Genomic DNA, 23,087 nt, shown 5'->3' on the forward strand with positions numbered 1-23,087 from the left:
GGAGAACCGTCGTGCTGCGGATTCATTTCACCAGTCAGGACCTGGCTCGGACCACGCTCGCCGATGAACCGGACCCGCTCTGGGAAGTGTTGCTGAGCCTGCACCAGCTGCAGGTCCAGGACGGAACGACCCACTACGGCCATTGGCGCGAGCGGACCCGCCGCCAACTGCCCCGGCCCGCCACCCGGCTGCTGCACCTCGCTCCCCCGCGCGGCTACTCCCCTGACTTCCTGACTCCCGCCCAGCACACCGGGACCTTCGACGACGGCATCGAGCGAGTGCTGTCCACCTCCCGCAGCCGCTTCCAGCAGGAGCTCCAACTACTCTCCGTACGGCGCCCTGCGCCGAGCTGGACCCGGGAACTGGCCGGCGGCCACCGGGAGGCGGTCAAGGGCCTCGGCCAGGCCATGCACACCTACCACCAGTCGGCCATCGCGCCGTACTGGGAATCGATGCGGACGATCGTGCGCGCAGACCACCAGCAGAAGGTCAGCCACCTGTCCGGCGCCGGAGTGGACCGCCTCCTCGGCCGCATCCATCCGGCCGTCCGCTGGGAGTCCCCGGTCCTCACTGTCGACGGACTGCCGGACTCGGACCTGCACCTGGACGGCCGCGGTCTTCGCCTCCAGCCGTCGGTGTTCTGCTGGCGGACGCCGACCAAGCTGCTCGACCCGAACCTGCCGCCGGTGCTGGTCTACCCGGTCAAGCACGGCGTGGGCGCGCTGCGACGCGGTACAGCCGAGCAGCGGTCACGCCCACTGGCAGCACTGCTCGGCAGCACCCGGGCAGCCGCCCTGGAGGCGATCGCAGACGGCTGTACGACGACCGAGCTGGCCCAGCGCTGCAGCATCTCGCTCGCGGGAGCCAGCCGTCAGGCGGGCATCCTGCGCGAAGCCGGACTGATCACCACCCGCCGGGCCGGTCAGGCCGTGCGGCACGACCTGACCACGCTCGGCCGGATGATCCTCGACGGCTGCGGGACACCGATCGGATGACCGGCTCTGGCAGAAGCGCGGTCAGGCCCGGTCCGGCCGCGTGCAGCTGGTCAGAGCTTGTAGTCCTCGAGCAGGCGCCGGCCGATGATCATCCGCTGGATGTCGGCCGTGCCCTCACCGATCAGCAGCATCGGCGCCTCCCGGTACAGGCGCTCGATCTCGTACTCCTTGGAGAACCCGTAGCCGCCGTGGATCCGGAAGGAGTCCTCCACGACCTGCGAGCAGTACTCGCTGGCCAGGTACTTCGCGACCCCGGCCTCGAAATCGTTGCGTGAGCCGGCGTCCTTCTTGCGGGCCGCCTTCACCATCAGCTCGTGCGCGGCCTCGACCTTGACCGCCATGTCGGCCAGCCGGAACAGCACCGCCTGGTGCTCGGCGATCTTCTTGCCGAACGTCTCGCGCTGCTGGGCGTAGGAGATGCCGAGCTCGAAGGCCCGCCGGGCCACGCCGCAGCCGCGCGCGGCGACGTTGACGCGGCCGACCTCGACACCGTCCATCATCTGGTAGAAACCCTTGCCCGGAACGCCGCCGAGGATCTGGCCGGCGTCGATCGCGTAGCCGTCGAAGATCAGCTCGGTCGTGTCGACGCCCTTGTAGCCCATCTTCTCGATCTTGCCCGGGATCGTCAGGCCCTGGTCGACCTCGCCGAAGCCCGGTTCCTTCTCGACCAGGAACGTGGTCATGTTCTTGTAGACCGAGTCCTGGCCCTCGTCGGTCTTCACCAGGACGGCGACCAGGTTCGACGAGCCGCCGTTGGTCAGCCACATCTTCTGGCCGTTGATCGTGTAGCCGTCACCGTTCTTCACGGCCTTGGTCTTGATCGCCGACACGTCGGATCCGCAGCCGGGCTCGGACATCGAGAACGCGCCGCGCACGTCGCCGGTCGCCATCCGCGGCAGGTACTTCTGCTTCTGCTCGTCGGTCCCGTGCTGCAGCAGCATATACGCGACGATGAAGTGCGTGTTGATGATGCCGGACACGCTCATCCAGCCGCGGGCGATCTCCTCGACGCAGAGCGCGTAGGTGAGCAGCGACTCGCCGAGGCCGCCGTACTCCTCGGGGATCATCAGCCCGAACAGACCGAGCTCCTTCAGCCCCTCGACGATCTGCGTCGGGTACTCGTCCTTGTGCTCCAGCTCGGTGGCCACCGGCAGGATCTCCGCCTCGACGAAGGCCCGGACCGTCTTGAGGATCTCCTCCTGGACGTCGGTCAGTCCCTCGGTCTGCTGCAACCTGCTCATCTCGGCGGCTCCTCGGCTCGGCTTACTCGCGAGTATCGCGACTACCCAGCATCCCGGTACACCCCGACACCCGCTGTGACACCGACCACCTGAACTCCGTCAGGTGGCTCACCCCCAGTACGCCCACTGGTACGGCGTACTACTCGTCGGAGTCACGCTCGTTGTCGCCCTGGCCGTAGCCGGTGCGGCCGAGGTCCCGGTTGATCGCGGCGACCAGCACGAACTCCTGCGGCGTCGGCTGCCACTGGTGGGTCCGCTGGGCTGAGCCCAGCCGGCGCAGAGCGCTGCGGTACTGGTCTGCGGCCCTGTCCTCGTCACCGTCACCGAGTGCGTTGGCCGCCTGGTCCAGGTCCTTGGCCGCCTCACGCACCGCCTTGCTGCCGTCGCCCTGCTGGCCCTGGCGAAGCAGCTGGGCCAGCGTGCGGAGCTGCTTCGCCGTGCCCGTCTCCACCGGTTTCGACGGCGACTTCTTCGGGGTCTTCTTCGGCGACGGGGTGACCTTGGGCTTCGGCGTCGGCGTGGGCGTCGCCTTGGGCTTGGTCGTCACCTTCGACGCCACGGTCGGGGCGACGGTCGGCGTACCGCCTGCTTGGGCCGGTGGGCCCTGAGAGACGCCTTCGCGCAGCAGCGCGGCGCCCATCACGCCGACCACGAGGACGGCGGCACCGATCAGCACTTTGGTGAACAGGGACCGCCGCTGGGGTGCGAGGTGGCTGGCGGTACGGGCTTCCTGGTCGTCGTCGACGGGGTCGCCGAGCAGCTCCGCATCCAGCGGAGGACGGGGCGGTGCAGTGAACGGCAGTACCTGAGTCGAACTGGAGACGGACCCACTGAGGAGAGCAAGAACTGCTGCTGACGACGACGGGCGCCGTGCGGGGTCCTTGGCCAGCATCTGCTCGACCAGATCAGCCAGGCCGGGGACCTCGTCAGTACGCCGTACTGGCGGGATCGGGGCTTCCAGGTGCTGGCGAAGCACGCCTTCGACCGAGTCGGACACGTACGGCGGGACGCCTTCGAGCAACTCGTACAGCACGCAGCCCAGCGAGTACCAGTCGCTGGCGGTGGTCGCCTGTCCGCCGGTGACCTGCTCCGGGGAGATGTAGGCCGCCGTACCGAGCAGGACCTGTCCGGTGGCGCCGTTGAGGCCACCGGTGTGGGCCAGTCCGAAGTCGGTGATCTTCAGCGTGCCGTCGCCGGCCAGCAGCAGGTTGCCGGGCTTCACGTCGCGGTGGATGATCCCGGCGCCGTGCGCAGCGTCCAGCGCGCGTGCACCCTGGACGGCGATGTCGGCGACCAGCTTGGTGCTCGGCAGGCCCTTGCTGCGCATCAGCTGCGCCAGGTCGGTACCGGTGACCAGCTCCATCACCAGGAACACCTGGTCGTCGGCAGCGCCCACGTCGTACGTCGCGACGACGTTGGGGTGCTGCAGCCGGGCGGCGGCCTGGGCCTCGATCCGGAAGCGCTGGACCTCGTCCATCGGGTCACCGTCGAGCGCGCGCAGCAGCTTGATCGCCACCGGGCGCGCCAGGACCGTGTCCTCACCTCGCCAGACCTCACCGGCACCACCTCGCCCGAGCAGGCTCAGCAACCGGTAACGCCCTGCGAGCACCTCGCCGTTCACACCAACACCCCACAACAGTCAGCTTCGGCCGGATCGCCGCCCTACCTTAGGTGGCCCACGGCCGGTAAGCGAGCCGTCGTCCGCCGTACCGGACGGTCTTAACCTGCTCCTGCGGGCTTTCCGGGTGCCTGAAACCACAGCGGGTACTAGGTTGATCGCATGAAGCGATCACTTGTCCCTGCCCTGATCGCGACGACCTTGCTCGCCGCGACGCTGACCACGACGCCGGCCATGGCTGCCCCCGCCTCGCCGTCCGGCCGTCCTGCTCCGACGGTGAAGTGCGAGTTCACCCCGACGCCGGAGAACCCGGCCGCGCGCCCGGTCACGCTGCCGAGGCCGACCGCGAAGGCCAAAGGCACCGTCGACGTCTTCTTCGCCACCAACTACGGCCCGTTCGTGGTCCGGATGAACCGGGCGACCGCGCCGTGCGGCGTGCACAACTTCGTGCACCTGGTGAAGAGCCGGTTCTACGACCGCACCCAGTGCTTCCGGCTGACCAACTCCGCGCGCCTCGGCGTGCTGCAGTGCGGTGACATCTACCGCCAGGAAGAGGGCGGGCCGGGCTACAAGTTCCCCGACGAGGTCGACGGCACCGAGACCTACCCGCGCGGCACCGTTGCCTACGGCAACCAAGGTCCGGGGACCAACGGTTCCGAGTTCTTCGTCGTGCACTCGTTCGCCAACATCGCCCCGAACTACACGGTGCTAGGCAAGGTCGTGTTCGGCATGTCCACCTTCGACCGCATCGTCGCCGCGGGCATCGCCGACCCCGACCAGGACGGGCCGCCGACCAGTCCGGTGCGCATTCTCAAGGTCCTGACGCTCGGCTGACCTACCGACTACCGACTCGCCCGCTCCAGCTTTTGGGGAGCGGGCGAGTGCTGTCAGGGGTGGATCGGCTCTAGTTGTTCGGGAAGGCCGAACAGGCGGAAGTGCGCCGGGTCCTGGAACGTCGTGATGGCGGCGATCCGGTCGTCGCGTACGGCGATCGCGTTGATCGACCAGGGGGCGAACACTCCGTTGCCGGGGTCGAGGTAGCAGGCGATCGCGGGCAGGGCGTTGGCGGTGGTCGGCACGGTGCGCCAGGTGCCGCAGCTGCCGCTGAAGGGGACGGCCCGGGCGAAGGCCGTGACGGCTTCGCGGCCGGCGTACCAGGTGGGCATCGGGGGCATCGTCCAGGTGACGTCGGTTGCCAGGCGGGCGATCAGGGCGTCGATGTCGCCGCGTTCGAGGGCGTCGGCGAAGGCCGCCGCGACGGCGCGCTCACCGGCGGTCGGGCGCGCGGGGCGGCGCCTACGGGCTCCGGTGGTTCCAGCGGGTCCGGTGGTTCCCGCGGATCCGGTGGTTCCCGCGGATCCGGTGCTTGCGTCAGAGCCGATGCGCACGGTGGAGCCGGCGCTTGCGCCTTCGCCAGTGGTTGCGTTGGGCGTGCGGGAGGCGACGGTGGTTCGGGCTCGTTGGAGGGCGCTGGTGACGGAGGCTGTCGAGGTCGCCAGTGACTCGGCGATCTCGGCGGCGGTGAAGCCGAGGACGTCGGACATCAGGAGCGCCGCGCGCTGGTTGGGCGGCAGGTGCTGGAGCGCCGCGACGAAGGCGAGTTCGACGGCCTCGCGGCGTTCGTAGCGTTCGCCGGGGTGCGGGCCGAGCCAGGCGATCTCCGTGCGCGGCGGTGTGTTGTCGACGATCGCGCTCGCCGGGCCCAGGTCCATCGGCAGCGCGCGGCGTTGCCGGCTGCGCGCCGCGTCGAGGCAGCAGTGCGTCGCTACGGCGTACAGCCAAGAACGCAGCGATCCTCGCCCGGTGAAGCCGCCCAGTCCGCGCCAGGCCCGCACCATGGTTTCCTGCAGGGCGTCGTCGGCGTCGTGAACGGAGCCGAGCATGCGATAGCAGTGCGCGTGCAGCTCGCCCCGCAACGGCGCCACGAGCTCGGCGAAGGACTCGCCATCCCCCGCGACAGCCCGCTCGAGCACCCCATCGGTCACCCCTGGAGTATGCCGCCCAGGGTCAGCAGCGAGAGCGGAGGACTGCGACGCCGTCGCCTGCGAGGTCGTCGCAGTACGGCGCCCGCCCGATCATCGCCATCACCAGCGCGATCGTCGGCCCGGAGACCGCAGCGCCCTCGCCGGTGGTGAAGCTCGTGTCGGTGGCGACCAGGCGCAGGCCCCCGATTCGGCCCTTGGCCAGTACGACGAGGTCGGTGCTCGCGTAGTACTCGGCCACGGCGGTGAGAACGTCGGTTGGGTAGGACCGATGGATTCCGAGCGGCCGCCGGATGTCCTCGGCGTGCGCGACCGTCTCCGCGAGCGCCCAGACAGCGCTCCCCCGCCGCCCGAACGGCGTCGTCGACCGGTCAGCAGCCGCGCGAAACCGCGCGAGCGTGTCCGCCGGCGACTCCCCCAACTGCTCGCGCAGACGCATCAGCACCTGCGCGTCGAAGTCGAACCGATGCCGCAGCACCCCGGCGAACCAGCGCGGGAAAGACAACGTCGCCCCCGCCGTGAGATGCGCGAGCACCTCGCGAACGGTGAGCTCCGTGCACAGCGACGTCGTACGCCACTGCTCGTCACTCAGACCGGCCAGGTCGTCGGCCAGCGCGGCCCGCTCGGCGTGAACCGTCGCCCAGGTGTCGACGGTGGTGTGGTCGTGCACGGCGCCTCCTCGTGGAAAAGCTGTCCCGGGGAAGACGACCGCGCCAGCCGCCACTCATCGCACTGTGAGCCAGGTCACGCCGCCCGATCCGCGCAGGTGCTGGCCGTCTCGACCGTCAGTCGGTCGGCGGCTGCCAGACGTCCGTGCGGGTCATCGCGGCGGCCCGGCCCTTGGCCGAGATCACCAGTGCCATCTTGCGCGAGGCCTCGTCGATCATCTCGTCGCCGAGCATCACCGCACCGCGCGCGCCACCGGCGGCGGAGGTGAAGTGGTCGTAGGCGTCGAGGATGTTCTCGGCGTGGTCGTAGTCGTCCTGCCGCGGCGAGTAGACCTCGTTGGCGGCGGCGATCTGGTCCGGGTGCAGCACCCACTTGCCGTCGAAGCCGAGGGCGGCCGAGCGGCCGGCGACGCGGCGGAAGCCGTCGACGTCCTTGATCTGCAGGTACGGGCCGTCGATCGCCTGCTTGCCGTGCGCGCGGGCCGCCATCAGGATCTGCATCAGGATGTAGTGGTAGGCGTCGCCGACGTCGTACCCGGGCGGCTGCTCGCCGACCACCAGCGACTTCATGTTGATCGACGCCATGAAGTCGGCCGGGCCGAAGATGATCGTCTCGACCCGCGGCGACGCGGTGGCGATCGCGTTCACGTTGGTCAGGCCGAGCGCGTTCTCGATCTGCGCCTCGATCCCGATCCGCCCCGGCTCGTAACCGTGCACCTTCTCCAGCTGGGTGAGCAGCAGGTCGAGCGCGACCACCTGCTCGGCGGTCTGCACCTTCGGCAGCATGATGCAGTCGAGGTTGGCGCCGGCGCCGGAGACGACCTCGATCACGTCGGCGTAGGTCCACTCGGTGGTCCAGTCGTTCACCCGCACGACGCGAACCTTGCTGCCCCAGCCGCCCTCGTTCAGCGCGGCGACGATGTTCTTGCGGGCGTCCACCTTGGCGATCGGCGCGACCGAGTCCTCCAGGTCGAGGAACACCTGGTCGGCGTCCAGCCCCTTCGCCTTGGCCAGGAACCGCGGGTTCGACCCCGGTGTCGCCAGGCAGGACCGCCTGGACCGCAGCGCCTTGGTGGCCGTCTCGTCACCCATCGCCTACCCCTTCCTCGGGACCTCGTTACCCACCAGTTTCACGAGAGCGTACGGCGAAACGCCACCCTCGCCGGTGACCCGGCTCACTCCGCGCCACGATGTGTCCCGATTCACCGAGCGGCCGGACCGGCAGCGGCTGTGACAGTCTTGGAGGGTGACGACGGACGAGGCCGTGGCGGAGATCGCCGGTGTGATGAAGAAGGCCGGACTGGTCTGGCTCTCCTGGAGCGGTCGCCGGGCCGTGCCGGCCTGGTTCGCCGCGGTGGACGGCGCGTACGTCGTACTGGCGGACCGGGACGGTAGTGCTGAGCAGCCGCTGCCCGGACTGGTCGACGCGGACAGCGTCGAGGTCGTCGTACCGGCCAAGCCTGCTACTGCTCGCCTGTCGGCGTGGAGTGCGACCGTACGGCGTCTGGAGCCCGGCAGCGAGGAGTGGACCGCTGCGGCTCAGGTACTGCGAACCGAACGCCTCAACGCCGCCGGCCTGGGCAACCAGCTCGAGCGCTGGCAGACGCAGGCCGACCTGCTCGTGCTGGAGCCCACGGGCGGCATCACCGCGGCGTACGACGACGCGCACCCTGCGGTGACACCTGCAGAGACCTCGGCCACAACCAGAGGCAAGCGCCCGATCACCCTGCACCGCCGCGCCGGTCGCCGCCCCAAGCTGAGCTGAGGGCGGCGACCGAAGGCCTCAGTTGAGGCCGAAGGCGCGATCCACGGTCTGGACGACGCTGTTGCCCGCAGTGTCGCGAGCAGTGGTCCGCAGGCTCACGAACCGAGCCTTCGACGGCGCATCCAGCTGCACCTTCCAAGCGGAGCCGAAGCGATTCGCCCGCAACGTGCGCCAGTTGGCGCCGTCGTCGTACGAGACCTCCACCGTGACGCTGCTGGGCTTGCCCGGCCCAGCCAACTGCGACGGCGTCACCTCGAGCCCAGTACGCCGGTGCGCCCGGCCTGCCAGGTCAGTGGCGACCGCGTAGTCCAGCTGGATCAGCGGGAGCGCCTCCAGCTTGGTGTAGTCGGTCTGCGCGGAGAGGAAGCCCCACTCGGTCCGAGTGCTCGGCGAGTACGAGCGGCCAGGCAGGTCGCGAGTGGTGTCGACGACCAGCCGGTACGGGAGCTTCTCCGGCGTCACCTCGGCGTACACCGAGTCGGAGCCTTCGCTGAGCAGGTTGTCGCCCTGGTACAGCGACGACTTCAGCGTCACGCCGCCGAACACCGTGCCCTCGTGTGCGCCGGAACCCCAGGCCGGCATCCCGAACATGCTGATGATGTCGCCGACCCGGGACGGCGGCGTCGACATCGCGTTGTCGTTCAGCAACCGCGGCCGCTGGATCCCGGCGAACCAGGTCTCCCGGGTGGTGCTGCGGGCGGCGTACGAGGTCGACGAACCGAACAGGGTCAGGTCCGGTACGGCGGTCTGGGCCAGCCACTTCACCTTCGGTCCAGCGGTCACCCAGACGGTGTGGTCGCCCTGCGCCTGCACAGTGGTGCTCGCGGAGCCGACTGCCCAGGTGAGGTCGGCCGACAGGTCGTAGCGGATGTCCAGCGCCTCGCCCTGAGAGGTGTCGCGGTAGGACTCCTCCAACGTGGCCAGGTCGCGCGTGGCCGGGCGGTAGCTCGGGTCACGCGGGATGGCGCCGTCGTGATGCTGCACCAGGTCGTACAGGTACTGCGGGTACGGGTGCGAGGTCAGCTTGACCGTCCGGGCGCCGTGCCGGAGCTGCGCCAGGAGCCGCTGCCCCTGGTCGGTCGGCAGTGACGCGACGGGCAGCGTCGGAGCCTCCTCCGCGGGCAGGTCCGCCCAGGCGTCGAGCGGGCCGTAGCCGTCGTTGACGATCAGCAGCTGCTTGGCGCCGGCCTTCGCAGCCGACTTGGCCTGCTCAGTGGCCGATACCCGGTCGTTGCGGAGGACCACGGCGACCTTGCCGCGTACCGACGTCCGCTGGAAGTCCGCGGCGGCTCCGTCACCCAGGTAGACCAGCGATGCGGCGCCGGTACCGGCCTTGAGCTTCGGCGACAGGCTCTGCACCTTCGGCGTCCACCAGTCGTTGCCCGAGGCAATCGTCACGGCAGGCTGCGTCTGTCGCCAGCGGGCCGCGAACGTGTACGAGCCCTGGGTCACCTTCTTGGTGGGCGTCGCCCATACGCTGTCGTACAGCCACCACTCGAGTTGGTAGCTGTCCACGAAGCGGTGCAGGTCGGGGTAGCTGCGGTACTGGTCGATCCGCACTCCGTCGTTGACCGTCGACTGCGGCGTGAACGCGGCCACCTTGCGCAGCGTGGAGGCGTCGAAGGTCAGCGTCCGGTCCTTGCCGAGCACGAGCTCGGGCTCGCTGAGCACGGCCCGGGCGAGCGAGTGCGGGCCGTCGAGGCCGGGCACGTCGGCGTACATCCAGACGGCGTACGTGCTGGGGCGGATGTTCACGTCCAGGCGACCGGTCTCGTCGACCAGGTAGGCCTTCGGCACGGTGTCCCGGAGGACGTCCTTCATGACGACCACGCCGGGCAGTCCGGCGCCGCGCCGGTCCTTGGCGTTGACGGACAGGTTGACCCGCTCGCTCTGCTTGCTCACGCCGACCGGAGTGTGCAGCTCACCTGCAGGCCCGGTGGCGGTCAGCAGAGCGCTGTAGCCGGCGTCGTCGACGGCCAGGTCCAGATGGCCTTGTACGCCGACCGTTGCGGTGCCGTGCGCAGGCACTGTCACCTGCTGCGACGTGAGGGTCAGCAGCCCGGCCGGAACGCCCGGAGCAGTGAGAGCCAAGTTGAGCGTGACCGGCTCGGCACCTGTGTTGGTGTAGACGACGTCCTTGGTCTGTACGCCGTTGGCCGGGTACGGCCACTTCGCGAACAGGAGGGCCGAGCCGGTGGCGAACACAGTGCTCTTGACCGCGTTGGCGGCGTCGAGGCGACCACTACCTCCGGCGTACGGGCTGATGGCGACGGTCCGCTTGGTGGTGCTGACCAGAGCATCCTTCAGCTGAGCACCGGTCCAGTCAGGGTGCACCTTGGCCAGCAGAGCCGCGGCACCGGCGACGTGCGGAGTCGCCTGAGACGTGCCGCTCATGGTCAGGTACGAGCCCTCGCCCTCCGGCGCGTACTGCGACCGAGCGGCCAGTACGTCGACGCCAGGCGCGGTCAGCTCGGGTTTGAGCGCGGAGTCGCCAAGACGCGGGCCGCGACTGGAGAACGTCGCCAGTCGGTCAGCGGAGTCGACCGCGCCGACAGTCAGGGCCGCGTCGGCCGCACCGGGAGCTCCCACGCTGTACGGCCCGGGGCCGGCGTTGCCGGCGGCGATGACGAACAGCGCACCGGTCTCCGCACTCAGGTTGTTCACCGCCTGGCTCAGTGGGTCGGTGCCGTCGCTCCCGCCCTCCGAGCCGAGGCTCATGCTGATCACCTTGGCGTGCTGGTCGCGCGCGGCCCACTCCATGCCGGCGAGGATCCAGGAGTCCTGGCCACCGCCGTCGTCGCCGAGCACCTTGCCGACGAGCAGCCCGGCGCCCGGCGCGACGCCCTGCTCCTTGCCGCCAGAGGCTGCGCCGGTCCCAGCGATGGTGGAGGCGACGTGCGTGCCGTGGCCGTGCCGGTCGGTGACGTCCTCGCCCGGGACGAAGCTGACCGACGCCTTGATCTGGCTGGCGACGTCCGGGTGCTGCGCGTCGATGCCGGTGTCCAGGACCGCTACGTCGACGCCCTGCCCGGTGTTGCCGCTCTGCCAGACCTCAGGGGCGCCGATCTGCGCGGTGGTGTCGGCCAGCGACACCCGCGCCTTGCCGTCCAGCCAGACCTTCGCGATGCCGCCCGGCAGAGTCTTCATGCTGGTGCCGCGAGCGGCCGGCGTACCGGTGAGCGACTCCCAGAAGCCGGTCGCGTCCTTGCGGTCGGCCACCATCGCGGCGCCGTTGATGCTGGTCAGCGTGCGGGTGCGGCGGGCGCTGTCGGGGACGACCTGCTTGCGGGCGTCGGCGTACGAGACGATCAGCGGCAACTGGTCGGTCTGGGCGTCGTCGTACCCGTCGGCCAGCAGATCGGAGACGTTGAACAGGCCCTCGTCGAGCACTCCGGAGGCGACGTACGGCATGGCCGCGTCGGGGTAGACGTAGGTGTCCTTGCCGACCGTCATGATGTGGGCGCCGGCCGGGCCGCCGGTCGGCTTCCGCACGGTCGCGGTGACGTGGCCGTCCGCGGTGGTGACCGCGGTGACCTTGTCACCGGTGATCAGCGTGACGGTCCGCGGCGTACCGGCCTTGGCTGTGGCGCTGGGCTGCTGGACGGCCGGCTGCTGGACAGTGGCAGCGCCCGCTGGGGACGACCAGCCGGTCGCGAGCAGCGCCAGAGAGGCGCCGGCAGCGACCAGGCCGCGTCCGCGTCCGCGGGAGGGATGCTGGGACAAGGGGACTCCAAGGGGATACAGGGGTTCCCCGCATTACATGTGGGCCGTGCCGTCGGCTGCCATCGATTGCGCTGGCGCAAAGCTGACACGACCAACTCGGACAGCCCGTCCAGCAAGTGGACGCTCGTCAGAGCCAGCCGCGGTCCCGGGCGTGCCAGCCGAGCTGGAGGCGTGACCGCGAGTTGGTCCGTTCCATCAGCAGCTGGACCCGGCGGGCCACCGTCCGACGGCTGATCCCCAGCCGGACCCCGGCTGCGTCGTCGGTCAGACCGGCCACCAGCAACGACAGCAGATACCTGTCCTCCGCCGACATCGGGTCCTCGGCCGCCAGCGTCTTCTCGGCAGTCACCACCAGCGGACTGGCCCGCGACCACACCGTCTCGAACAGCGCGACCAGAGCGTCCAGCAGGCCACACGGATGGACCAGCAGCGCGGCGTCGCGCGCAGGAGTGGCCCAGTCGAGCGGCAGCAGCGCCAGCTCCCGGTCCGCCACCGCCAGCTTGGTCGGCAGGTCGTCCACGATCCGGGCCTGCTCACCGGCCTGCACGTGGCTGACCGCGCTGGCCGACAGCAGCTCGTCGCTCAGCGCAGTGCTGTCGTACACGACTCGGTAGACAACGCCGTCCGCCTGCCGAGCGAGCTGCGTCCGGTTAACTTCAGCCGTTGCCGCGTACGGCGGTGCTACCAGCTCCCGCATCTGCTCCCGAGCCGTCCGCTGCACCCGGTCGAAGGCCAGCCCGACCGCGGTCTGGCCGGACACGATCTCGATGAGCTCCTCGGTCCGCCGGTCGCTGGCCTGGTTGTACGCCGCGGCAGTCAGCCGGTACGCCGCCTCCCGGACCCGCTCGAGCTCCTCCTCCTGGCGCTGGACGAGCTGCTCCACCGCCAGGTCGGGCGGCACCGGTACGACCAGCTCACGCGGCGGCGGCGTCCGGTGGACGAACCCCTCCCGCTGCAGCGCGTCGACGGCCCGCAGTACGTCGGCCTCCGACAGCCCGACCCGCTCGGCCAGCTCCGACGCTGTCGCCGACCCCTGCCGGACCAGCGCGAGGTACGTCGCTTCGTTCTCGGTCCCCAGCCCAGTGGATCTCAGCATGCCCAGCCCCATCCGCCACGACGCCGATGACAACGATGTACCGGCCGAGGGGAAGTCTAGAAACGCGTCGCCGATCCGGCACCCCACCGTCCACGGGACGACACGACCCCCTGCAGGAGGCAACCTGTTCGGACCGGGTCCCGTACTGGTGATCGTCAACTGATCCGGCGACGACGGGACGCACAGATGCTGGGGAAACAGCGGCGGGACCAGGAGTACTCCGAGTACGTCGCGACCCGCCGGTCGCGACTGGTGGGTACCGCCTACCTGCTCTGCGGGGACCGGCACCAGGCCGAGGACCTGGTCCAGACGGCACTGGCCAAGCTGTACGTCGCTTGGCCACGGGTCCGGCGCGCGGACGGCGCGGACGCCTACGTCCGGCGGATCCTGGTCAACGCCGGGATCGACGCCAGCCGCCGGGCCTGGCGGCGGGAGCGGGCCTCCAGCGAACTGCCGGAGGTGCCGGTGGACGAGGGGCTCGGACTGGAGGACCGCGACGAGCTGATGGCGGCGCTGAGCACTCTGGCGGCCGGCCAGCGGCGGGTCATCGTCCTGCGCTACTGGCTGGGTCTGTCCGTCGAGGAGGTCGCCGCCGACCTGCAGATCACCGCCGGCACGGTGAAGAGCCAGTCCTCGAAGGCCCTGCAGAACCTCAGAGGTCAGTTGGCCGACTCCCGACTCGCAGAACTGATGGAGGACGCCTGATGAACGAGAACGACCTGCACGAGCAGTTGGCCCGCAGTACGGCGTGGACCGATTCCTTGCCGACCGATCCCGCCGCAGACCTGGCCCGTGGTCGCCGCCGATTGCGCCGACGGCGGGCTGGGGTCGGGCTGACCGCCGTGGCCGCCGTGGCCCTGGTCGCCACCGGCGGGAGCCTCGCCACGGCTCACCTGGGCGGTACGGCGGATCCAGCCGGACAGCACCAGGCGGGGGTCCAGCGGAGCCAGGTCGTCCCTGGAGGCAATGTCGAGCTCCGCGGGGACGGTAGCTACGTCATCCAGCCGACACCGGGCGGGCCGAAGTACACCTGTCCTCCTTCGAAGTTCATGCCGCCGGCTTCTGCCCCCGCCACCGGCGGACCCATCGCGCCGGTTCTGCCGGAGCCCAATCACCTCGACGTCTTCGCCTCGTACGCCGACCCGGAGCGCCGGCACCTGGTCGGACGCTCGTCCGGGGCGATCATCCCGTCGGTGGACGGCCCGTGCGGACGCCCCGGCGGGGCCGGGGCGCGATCCGAGTGGGCCGAGGACGGCGGCGTCGGCTGGGTCGCCGTGAGCGTGCTCCCGAAGGAGGTGCACGAGCCACCGAACGACGCCGGCATCCCGCACCCCCGAGCGGACGTCTGCGGCCTGGTCGACGACCGCTCCAAGTTCACCGCGTGCTGGGTGACCACCACGGCTTCCGGCCAGCACGTCCGCGTCGGCACCCGCGGCAAGCAGGCGTACTGGGCGAGCTACGTCCGCCCCGACGGCCAGCTGGCGATCGCCACCGTGGAAGGCGACGGCACCCTGGCCGACCCCGGCCCCCACCCGTCCACCCAACCCCCGGTCGAGGCCCCCAGCGTCACCCTCGCCCAACTGATCGCCACCGTCACCGACCCGAGACTCGACATCGCCAACTGACCTCCAGCCGCCACTCTCGCCCCGCCGGACTCCCCGGCGGGGCGGTGAGGCGGAGGCGGAGCGCGCCGGAGCCCGGCGGGGCGGTGAGGCGGCGACGGAGCGGGGCGGAGCCCGGCGGCGTGCCGGCCGGAGTCTGGCGGCGGCAGCCCGAGCGGGTGCGGGGAGCAGGTGGCGTCCGGCCTTGCGCTCCGGCTCTGCCTGCCGGGCGGCCGTCGTACTGGGTGTCGACACGGTCTCGCGGGGCTCTGTGTGCGGGTGCGACCGGGTTGGGCGGTTAGCCTCGGGGCATGAGCGGATCTCCGGCGCGTGTGTACGTGGCCCGGCTGGCCGGGTTGCCCGTGTACGACCCGAACGGGGACCAGGTCGGCAAGGTGCGTGACGTCGTGGTGATGCTGCGGCAGGACACTCAGCCGCCGCGGGTGCTCGGGCTGGTGGTGGAGGTGTTCACCCGGCGGCGGATCTTCCTGCCGATGACGCGGGTCACCTCCGTCGACGTCGGCCACGTGATCACCACGGGACTGCTGAACATGCGGCGGTTCGAGCAACGGGCGACCGAGGTGCTGGTGCTCGGCGAGATGCTCGACCGGAGCGTGACGATCCGCGAGACCGGCGCGTCCGCGGTGGTGTTCGACCTGGCGATGGAGCAGTGGCGGACCCGCGACTGGGTGCTGTCGAAGGTCGCCGTGACCGAGGGCGCGAAGCGGTTCCGGCGGCGCGGGCAGTCGCACGTGCTGGACTGGGCCGACGTCGTCGGGTTCGCGCAGACCGAGGACGCCCAGGGTGCGACGCACATGCTCGCGGCGTTCGACACGATGAAGCCCGCGGACCTGGCCGGCGTACTGCACGAGCTGTCGCCCAAGCGGCGCAAGGAGATCGCCTCCGCGCTGAACGACGAGCGGCTGGCCGACGTACTGGAAGAGCTGCCCGAGGACGACCAGGTGGAGATCCTGGCCGGCCTCGACACCGAGCGCGCGGCCGACGTACTGGAGGAGATGTCCCCGGACGACGCCGCCGACCTGATTGCTGAGCTGCCGACCGAGACCGCCGAGCGGCTGCTGACGCTGATGGAGCCGGACGAGGCCGAGGACGTACGACGCCTGCTGACGTACGAGGAGCGCACCGCGGGCGGCCTGATGACGTCCGAGCCGGTGATCCTGCCCGCGGACGCGACCGTCGCCGACGCGCTCGCGCACGTCCGGAACGCCGAGCTGAGTCCGGCGCTGGCCGCGATGATCTACGTCTGCCGGCCGCCGCTGGAGACGCCGACCGGCCGGTTCATCGGGATCGGTCACATCCAGCGGCTGCTGCGCGAGCCGCCGTCGGCGCTGGTGTCCGGCGTACTGGACACTGACCTGGACGGACTGCGCCCGGACGACGGGCTGCAGGCTGTCAGCAAGTACCTGGCGACGTACAACCTGGTCGCCGCTCCCGTGCTCGACGACGAGGGCCGCCTGCTCGGCGCGGTCACCGTCGACGACGTACTGGACCATCTGCTGCCCGACGACTGGCGCGGATCCGCGCAGCTGGAGGTGGACCGGGATGCCCCGTGAGGACCGCGACGACCGCCGGAGCAGCAGGTCCGACGACCGCCGGCCCGCCCGCTCGGAGGAACGCCGGCTGACCCGTCCGGCCGCCGACCGGCTGGACGTCCCGCGCGAGCTGCGCCGCACGCTGGTCCGGCGCCGCGCGTACGACGCCGACGCCTTCGGCCGGCTGTCCGAGCGGATCGCGCGCTTCCTCGGCACCGGGCAGTTCCTGGTCTACATGACCGCGACGATCGTGTTCTGGGTCGTGTGGAACATCTTCGCGCCGGAGCACCTGCGCTGGGACCAGTACCCGTTCATCTTCCTGACCCTCGCGCTCAGCCTCCAGGCGTCGTACGCCGCGCCGCTGATCCTGCTCGCCCAGAATCGCCAGGAGGCCCGCGACCGCGTCCAGTACGAACGCGACCGCGACGTCGACGCCCGCAGCCGCGCCGACATGGAGTTCCTGGCCCGCGAGATGGCGTCGCTGCGGATGTCCGTCGGCGAGGTCGCCACCCGCGACTTCCTCCGCTCCGAGCTCCGCTCCCTGCTCGCCGAGCTCGACAAGGACCGCGAGGACGATCGGGTCTGAACTATCAGCCGTGCCCACGGTGATAGTTAGGGTCGCCTTGCCGGACTCAGGTCACAGTGGACCGTGGTGGGGCGGTTGTGGAAGAGCACGTAGCCTGTGTGCATGGCTCCCTCTGCTGACCAGGTGACCGCTGCGCTCGGGTCGGTCATCGATCCCGAGATCAAGAAACCGATCACCGAACTGGGCATGGTCGAGTCCGTCGTGGTGAAGACCGACGGCGTGGTCGCGGTGAAGATCCTGCTGACCGTGTCCGGCTGCCCGATGAAGGACACGCTGCGGCGGGACACGATCGCCGCGGTCAGCGCGCTGGACGGCGTGACCGGGGTCGAGGTCGAGCTGGGTGTGATGTCGACCGAGCAGCGGGCCGCTCTGCAGACGCAGCTGCGTGGTGGCGTGGCCGAGAAGGAGATCCCGTTCTCGCGCGCGGACTCACTGACCAAGGTGTTCGCGATCGCGTCCGGCAAGGGTGGCGTCGGCAAGTCCTCGGTGACGGTGAACCTGGCGGTCGCGATGGCGGCCAAGGGCCTGTCGGTCGGCGTACTGGACGCCGACATCTACGGCCACTCGATCCCCGCGATGTTCGGCGTCGCCGACGAGCGGCCGACCGCGGTCGACGACATGATCATGCCGGTGCCCGCGCACGGCGTGAAGGTGATCTCGATCGGCATGCTGAAGCCCAAGCGCGACCAGGTGGTCGCCTGGCGCGGCCCGATCCTGGACCGCGCGCTGGTGCAGATGCTCGCCGACGTCTACTGGGGCGACCTCGACGTCCTGCTGCTCGACCTGCCGCCGGGCACCGGTGACATCGCGATCTCCGTCGGCCAGCGGCTGACGACGGCCGAGGTGATCGTCGTGACGACCCCGCAGGAAGCCGCCGCAGAGGTGGCCGAGCGCGCCGGCACGATGGCCCAGATGGTGCACCAGCGCGTCGCGGGCGTGATCGAGAACATGTCGTTCCTGCCGTGCCCGCACTGCGGGCCCGAGCACCGCATCGAGATCTTCGGCACCGGCGGCGGACTGCGCGTCTCCGAAACCCTGTCGGCCCGCCTCGGCTACCCGATCCCCCTGCTCGGCGAGATCCCGCTGGACGAGCGCCTCCGCAGCGGCGGCGACCTCGGCCATCCGCTGGCGACCTCCGACCCGGACACTCCCGCCTCCAAGGTCATCGCCGACATCGCCGAACGCCTCGGCGGCAAACCCCGAGGCCTCCTCGGCCGCCAGCTCGGCCTCTCCCCGGTCGGCCGCTGACCCTGTCCTGACGCACCGCCCCGGCTCCGCCGGGGCGGTTGTGCGTTGTGGGGAAGCAGGCCGCGCCCCCCGCCACCGGCTTCGCCGGGGCGACCTCGCCCCCAGCCGGCCGTCGGCGCACGAACCCCGAAGGGTCGCCCGCACACGCGAGGCCCTTTGTTGCTTCTGATTGAGTTGCGGAACGCGCTTGCTTGGTTGCGGAAAGTACCGAAAGCCTTGACGTGGGCTGTGACGGTCCGGTATCTCTTGCTGACAACGATGTCACACCGCCCGTGACAGTGCCGTCCCAGCAACGCTGCAGCGCCTCGCTCGCGCACGTCGTCCGCCGCCCTGGACGGCGTACGCCGGGCGGGCGCGGCCGCGTGGCCTGCACGGTGCCGTCCCGACGTCGAAGGACCGCCCGTGATGAAGCACCGTCGTACCGCTGCCGTCCTAGCCGGCTCCGTGATCGCCGCACTGGTCTCGACAGCGCTGGCCTCCGCAGCGCCGAGCCCGTCTCCCCAGTACGTCGGGCAGCCGACCACCGCCCCGCCCAGCACCAGGCCCCCAGGCCTCAGAGCGCAAGAGACGCCAGGGCAGAGCCGAATCACCAGCAGCTCGCCGGACCCGACCGAGCACGTCGACCCGCTGATCGGCACGTCCAACCTCGGCGACGTGTTCCCGGGAGCGGTCATGCCGTTCGGCATGTTCTCGTTCAGCCCGGAGACCAGCCGCGGCAACCAGTTCCGGACCGCCGCGCCCGGCGGCTACCTGTACGACGCGACGCGCATCCGCGGCTTCAGCCTGACCCACATGTCCGGCACGGGCTGCGCCGGCGGCTCCGGTGACATCCCCATCTTCCCGTACGCCGGTGCGGTGACCACCTCCCCGCAGACCGACGCCAAGGACGAGGTGTACGCCAGCACGTTCTCCCACGCCAACGAAACCGCCAAGCCCGGCTACTACAAGGTCGGCCTCGACTCCGGGGCAACCGCCGAGCTGGCCGCCACCACCCGGACCGGCTCCGCGACGTTCACCTTCCCCGCGGACAAGGCCAAGTCGTTGCTGTTCCGGACGGCGAACTCCGAGGTCGGCTCCAGCGACGCCCAGGTCACCATCGACCCGGCCAAGCGCACTGTGTCCGGCTCGGTGACCAGCGGCAACTTCTGCGGCTACCTGGCCTCCGTCGGACAGCGCAGCTACTACACGCTGCACTTCGTCGCCCAGTTCGACCAGCCGTTCGCCAACCACGGCACCTGGAAGGACGCGACCGTCAGCCCGGGCAGCACCTCAGCCACGGGCGGTACGTCGTACGGGACCGACGGCTGGATGCCGGCGGGCAAGGGCTCCGGTGCGTACCTCGGCTTCGACAGCAGCACGGTCAACATGCGCATCGGCATCTCCTACGTCAGCAAGGCCAACGCGGCCGCCAACCTGGCCCAGGAGAACCCGCGTGGCCAGTCGCTCGCCAAGACCGCGGCCAAGGCCAAGCAGGCCTGGCGCGACCAGCTGAACCGGATCGAGGTCACCGGTGGCGCCACTGCCGACCGGACCACCTTCTACACCGCGCTCTACCACGCCCTGCTGCACCCGAACGTCTTCAGCGACGTCAACGGCCAGTACTGGGGCTTCGACCAGAAGCCGCACCAGCTGAGTCGCGGCCAGAAGAACCAGTACGCCACCTTCTCCGGCTGGGACGTCTACCGCTCGCAGGTCCAACTGCTGGCCCTGCTGGAGCCGCAGCGCGCCGGTGACGTCGCGCAGTCCCTGCTGAACCAGGCCCAGCAGAACGACGGCGTCTGGGACCGCTGGACCCACGCCTCCGGCAGTACGGCGGTGATGACCGGCGACCCATCAGCTCCTGCGCTGGCCGGGATCCACGCGTTCGGCGGCACCAACTTCGACGTACGGACCGCACTCAAGTCGCTGGTCAAGGCGGCGACCGTGCCGACCGCGAAGGACTTGAGCTCGGCCGGCAAGCCGGTGATGTCGATCGGGCAGCGGCCGTCGCTCGACAAGTACCTGGCGCTCGGCTACATCCCGACCAAGTCGAACGCCTGGGGCGGCGCGGTCGAGACGCTCGAGGACACCACCGCGGACTTCGCGCTGGCCGAACTGGCGTCCGCGGTCGGCGACCGCAAGACCGCCGACCAGTTCGTGAAGCGCTCGCAGTACTGGCAGAACGTCTTCAACCCGGAGAACGGCGGCTACATCCAGAACCGGGACGAGAACGGCGCCTGGCCGGCCTTCACGCCGGCGACGCAGGACGGGTTCGCCGAGGGCAGCAGCGCCCAGTACACGTGGATGATCCCGCACAACCGCGCCGGGCTGTTCGACGCGATGGGCGGCAAGGACGTGGTGAACCAGCGGCTGGACGCGTTCTTCAAGGACGCCGACGGCGACTGGGCGCTGACCAAGTCCGGTGACCTGCACGCCGAGATGGACAACGAGCCGTCGATCAACACGCCGTGGATCTACAACTACAGCGGCCAGCCATGGAAGGCGCAGGAGACGCTGCGGCAGGCGATGAGCCAGCTGTGGAACACGACCACCGGCGGCATCCCCGGCAACGACGACCTGGGCGCGATGTCGTCCTGGTACGTGTGGACCGCGCTCGGGCTCTACCCGGAGGTCCCGAGCCGCGCCGAACTGCAGGTCGCGACGCCGCTGTTCCCGCGCGCGGTGATCCACCGGGACCAGGGCCGGACGATCCGGATCAACGCACCGGGCGCGACGGCTGCGACCAAGTACGTGCAGAGCCTTCGAGTGGACGGGCGTACGTCGTCCAAGCCCTGGCTTCCCGAGTCGTTCGTGCAGCGCGGCGGCACGCTGGACTTCAAGGTCTCCGCGACGGCCAACCCGGCGTGGGGCTCCGCCGCGAAGGATGCACCGCCGTCGTGGCGGACCGGGGAGATTCCGTTCCAGACGTCGACCGACATCGGCCGCTTGGTCGTCGCTCCGGGGACCACGTCCGAGCCGGTCACGATCAAGGCGCATCGGCTCAGCGGTACGGCGACCAGCGTCTCGTACACGGTGACCACCCCGGCAGGGCTGACCGCGTCACCTGCGAGCGGCTCGTTCACCGTGGACCAGTCCGGCGGCGCACCTGTGCGCGTGACAGCAGCTCCTGGTACGCCGGACGGCCGCTACCCGGTCACCGTGGCGCTGAAGGCCAATGACGGGACCGTACTGCCGCGGCTGGGCTTCACTGTGGTGGTCGGCCTGCCGAACTCGTTCTCCGTGCTCCGCGAGGGTGTGGCCGCGTCGGACGACGCCGGCGACCACACCGAGGCGGACTACGACGGCGGCGGCGTCAGCTACTCGCGGCAGGCGCTGGCCGCTGCAGGGCTCACCCCTGGTGGGACGGTGACGAAGGAGGGGCTCACGTTTGTTTGGCCCGGCGTACCGGTCGGTGAGCCGGACAACGTGCCGGCCGACGGCCAGGTGCTCGACCTGTCGCTGCCGGCGGGGACGACGAAGCTGTCGTTCGTCGGCAGTGCTGTCAATGGCAACCAGGAGGGCAAGGCGACACTGCGCTTCGCCGACGGTACGACGTCCGAGGTGGACCTCTCGTTCAGCGACTGGACGCTGGGCGGTGGCGGCGACACCGTGCACTTCGGCAACCTGGTCGTCGCCTCCACGCCGTACCGGAACGAGTCCGGCGGCGGGCGGGACAACGTGGCCACACACATTTTCGCCACCGCGCCGGTAGCTGTTGCCGCGGACCGGATTCCGGTTAGCGTGACGCTGCCGAAGAACCGCGACCTGCGGATCTTCACGCTGGCCACCGGTTGATCCCGAACCGCCCTGAAGGAGAACCACGATGAGAGCCACCAGAGTCATCGCCTGCGCCGCCCTGAGCGTCGCCGGCCTGCTCGCCACCACCGGTACGACGTTCGCCGCCCCGGCGCCTGCCCCGGCTCCGCTACAGCTGGGGGTCCAGCCGGGCTCGGCGGACGTCGCCCCAGCTCCGGCGGAGGCCTCGCAGCTCGTCGCGGCGCCGGCGGGCACACCCAGCGGGACCACCACAGGTCCGTGCAAGTACACCGCCACGCCCGACGACCCGTCGCCGCGCCCGGTGTCCCTGCCGCCGGACCCGACCCCGACTCCGTCGAAGGGCGTCGTACGGGTCCTCCTGGCGACCAACCAGGGCCCGGTGCTGCTCACGCTCGACCGCGCCAAGGCACCGTGCACGGTGCAGAGCTTCCTGCACCTGGCCAAGAGCAAGTTCTACAACTTCACCACCTGCCACCGGCTCACGCTGTACCCGACCCTCAAGGTCCTCCAGTGCGGCGACCCGACGGGCTCCGGTGAGCGCGGCCCCGGCTACAGCTACAAGGACGAGCTCCCGACCGACCTGCCGCGCTGGCCGAACGACCCGCCGACCAGCCTCGCCCGCCTGTACGCCCGCGGCACCCTGGCGATGGCCAACGCCGGCCCGAACACCAACGGCAGCCAGTTCTTCCTCACCTTCGGCGACTCCCGCCTCCGCCCCGACTACACCGTCTTCGGCACCATCGACCGCCTCGGCCTCAAGGTCCTCGACCGCGTAGCCGCCGCCGGCATCGTCCCCACCGCAGAAGACCCGGCCCCCGTCGACGGCACCCCCGTCCGCACCACCAACATCCTGGTCGCCCAACGCCTGGGCTTCTGACATCCAGCCCGCAGCCCTTCACCATCTGCCCGGTTAACCGTGCGACATGCGGGTTCTACGCCTTCATGCAGGGGTAGAACCCGCCACCGGCCCGGTTCACCGGGCAAATGCCGGGGGCGGGAGCCCGGGAGCGCGGCGGGCGCGGGAGCGCGGCGGGCGCGGGAGCGCGGCGGGCGCGGGGAGCAGGACGGCGCGGAGAGCGCAGCAGGCGCGGGAGCGCTGGGAGCGCGGCACGCGCGGAGAGCGCGGAGAGCGCGGGAGCGCGGAGAGCGCGGCACGCGCGGAGAGCGCGGCACGCGCGGAGAGCGCGGCACGCGCGGAGAGCGCGGCACGCGCGGAGAGCGCGGCACGCGCGGAGAGCGCGGCACGCGCGGAGAG

The 23,087-nt window shown here is 70.6% G+C and carries 17 protein-coding genes; 10 read left to right on the top strand and 7 right to left on the bottom strand.

Going from position 1 to position 23,087, the window contains the following annotated elements:
- The first annotated feature begins 11 nt into the window (after nucleotides 1–11).
- Nucleotides 12–995, top strand: a complete 984-nt coding sequence (locus ABD235_RS29205) for an ArsR/SmtB family transcription factor (protein WP_344179921.1) — start codon at nucleotides 12–14, stop codon at nucleotides 993–995.
- A gap of 50 nt (nucleotides 996–1,045) precedes the next feature.
- On the opposite strand, the gene ABD235_RS29210 is transcribed toward ABD235_RS29205, so the two are convergent.
- The gene (locus ABD235_RS29210; protein ID WP_344179923.1) at nucleotides 1,046–2,236 is read right to left on the bottom strand and encodes an acyl-CoA dehydrogenase family protein; all 1,191 of its coding nucleotides are present in this window, start codon (nucleotides 2,234–2,236) and stop codon (nucleotides 1,046–1,048) included.
- A gap of 139 nt (nucleotides 2,237–2,375) precedes the next feature.
- A complete protein-coding gene (locus tag ABD235_RS29215) occupies nucleotides 2,376–3,857 on the bottom strand; it encodes a serine/threonine-protein kinase (RefSeq protein ID WP_344179926.1) in 1,482 nt (493 codons plus the stop codon).
- Nucleotides 3,858–4,016: 159 nt separating this feature from the next.
- Between ABD235_RS29215 and ABD235_RS29220 the strand changes: the two genes are divergently transcribed.
- A complete protein-coding gene (locus ABD235_RS29220) occupies nucleotides 4,017–4,688 on the top strand; it encodes a peptidylprolyl isomerase (RefSeq protein WP_344179928.1) in 672 nt (223 codons plus the stop codon).
- A gap of 53 nt (nucleotides 4,689–4,741) precedes the next feature.
- On the opposite strand, the gene ABD235_RS29225 is transcribed toward ABD235_RS29220, so the two are convergent.
- The 3 genes from ABD235_RS29225 to ABD235_RS29235 form a co-directional block, all read right to left on the bottom strand.
- Entirely contained in the window at nucleotides 4,742–5,839 is a 1,098-nt protein-coding gene (locus ABD235_RS29225; protein WP_344179930.1) for an RNA polymerase subunit sigma-70, read from the bottom strand.
- A 22-nt stretch (nucleotides 5,840–5,861) separates the two neighbouring features.
- On the bottom strand, nucleotides 5,862–6,506 hold the full coding sequence (locus ABD235_RS29230; protein ID WP_344179933.1) for a maleylpyruvate isomerase family mycothiol-dependent enzyme: 645 nt from the start codon (nucleotides 6,504–6,506) through the stop codon (nucleotides 5,862–5,864).
- 115 nt (nucleotides 6,507–6,621) lie between these two features.
- On the bottom strand, nucleotides 6,622–7,596 hold the full coding sequence (locus ABD235_RS29235) for an HpcH/HpaI aldolase/citrate lyase family protein (RefSeq protein WP_344179936.1): 975 nt from the start codon (nucleotides 7,594–7,596) through the stop codon (nucleotides 6,622–6,624).
- A 154-nt stretch (nucleotides 7,597–7,750) separates the two neighbouring features.
- Here ABD235_RS29235 and ABD235_RS29240 point away from each other — a divergent pair, with 154 nt between their 5' ends.
- Complete coding sequence (locus tag ABD235_RS29240) at nucleotides 7,751–8,269, top strand: hypothetical protein (RefSeq protein ID WP_344179938.1); 519 nt, start codon at nucleotides 7,751–7,753, stop codon at nucleotides 8,267–8,269.
- Nucleotides 8,270–8,287: 18 nt separating this feature from the next.
- Here the strand turns inward: ABD235_RS29240 and ABD235_RS29245 are convergent, their stop codons facing one another.
- On the bottom strand, nucleotides 8,288–11,992 hold the full coding sequence (locus ABD235_RS29245; protein WP_344179939.1) for a S8 family serine peptidase: 3,705 nt from the start codon (nucleotides 11,990–11,992) through the stop codon (nucleotides 8,288–8,290).
- 127 nt (nucleotides 11,993–12,119) lie between these two features.
- Nucleotides 12,120–13,088 (bottom strand): helix-turn-helix domain-containing protein, encoded by a 969-nt coding sequence (locus ABD235_RS29250; RefSeq protein WP_344179942.1) that lies wholly within the window; start codon nucleotides 13,086–13,088, stop codon nucleotides 12,120–12,122.
- 186 nt (nucleotides 13,089–13,274) lie between these two features.
- Here ABD235_RS29250 and ABD235_RS29255 point away from each other — a divergent pair, with 186 nt between their 5' ends.
- From ABD235_RS29255 to ABD235_RS29285, 7 genes are all read left to right on the top strand, one after another.
- Nucleotides 13,275–13,793, top strand: a complete 519-nt coding sequence (locus tag ABD235_RS29255; RefSeq protein ID WP_344179944.1) for a SigE family RNA polymerase sigma factor — start codon at nucleotides 13,275–13,277, stop codon at nucleotides 13,791–13,793.
- Nucleotides 13,793–14,713, top strand: coding sequence for a hypothetical protein (locus ABD235_RS29260; protein ID WP_344179946.1), 921 nt, complete (start codon nucleotides 13,793–13,795; stop codon nucleotides 14,711–14,713). Before ABD235_RS29255 ends, ABD235_RS29260 begins: the two co-directional genes overlap by 1 nt.
- A gap of 287 nt (nucleotides 14,714–15,000) precedes the next feature.
- Nucleotides 15,001–16,263, top strand: coding sequence for a magnesium transporter MgtE N-terminal domain-containing protein (locus ABD235_RS29265; protein WP_344179948.1), 1,263 nt, complete (start codon nucleotides 15,001–15,003; stop codon nucleotides 16,261–16,263).
- Nucleotides 16,253–16,828, top strand: a complete 576-nt coding sequence (locus tag ABD235_RS29270) for a DUF1003 domain-containing protein (protein ID WP_344179950.1) — start codon at nucleotides 16,253–16,255, stop codon at nucleotides 16,826–16,828. The genes ABD235_RS29265 and ABD235_RS29270 overlap by 11 nt, the downstream gene beginning before the upstream one ends.
- A 102-nt stretch (nucleotides 16,829–16,930) precedes the next feature.
- Complete coding sequence (locus ABD235_RS29275) at nucleotides 16,931–18,076, top strand: Mrp/NBP35 family ATP-binding protein (protein WP_344179952.1); 1,146 nt, start codon at nucleotides 16,931–16,933, stop codon at nucleotides 18,074–18,076.
- 405 nt (nucleotides 18,077–18,481) lie between these two features.
- Nucleotides 18,482–21,850, top strand: a complete 3,369-nt coding sequence (locus tag ABD235_RS29280) for a GH92 family glycosyl hydrolase (protein WP_344179953.1) — start codon at nucleotides 18,482–18,484, stop codon at nucleotides 21,848–21,850.
- Nucleotides 21,851–21,878: 28 nt separating this feature from the next.
- Nucleotides 21,879–22,709, top strand: coding sequence for a peptidylprolyl isomerase (locus ABD235_RS29285; RefSeq protein WP_344179955.1), 831 nt, complete (start codon nucleotides 21,879–21,881; stop codon nucleotides 22,707–22,709).
- The last annotated feature ends 378 nt before the right edge of the window (nucleotides 22,710–23,087 follow it).

Origin of the sequence: Kribbella lupini, from assembly GCF_039529595.1 — a bacterium.
In the GTDB taxonomy this organism is placed as follows: Bacteria; Actinomycetota; Actinomycetes; order Propionibacteriales; family Kribbellaceae; genus Kribbella; species Kribbella lupini.